Annotated in this window: 1 pseudogene; it reads right to left on the reverse strand. The window is 72.2% G+C overall.

Annotated features, from left to right (window positions below):
- Positions 1-223, reverse strand: a pseudogene (locus WFK36_RS22715) (HNH endonuclease signature motif containing protein); the annotation flags it as partial.

Raw genomic sequence — 223 nt, forward strand, 5'->3', positions numbered from 1 at the left:
GGTGGCCGGCAGTGCCGGGTCGAGCTGGTCGCCCGAGTAGTTGTACATCGGGCTGATCGCCAATGCTGCGGCGACGCGGCGCTTGCTGGCGCCGAGGCCCAGGCGCAGGGCGGCGGTGAGGTACTTGCCCGGCGTCTGGACGCCAGCTTTGCGGTAGGCGCCGCGGGTGGAGACCTCTGCGTACAGGCGGGCGCCGATGCCGTCGGACCGGCGATTGGAACGC

Origin of the sequence: Gordonia malaquae (genome assembly GCF_037148075.1) — a bacterium.
Classification (GTDB): Bacteria; Actinomycetota; Actinomycetes; order Mycobacteriales; family Mycobacteriaceae; genus Gordonia; species Gordonia malaquae.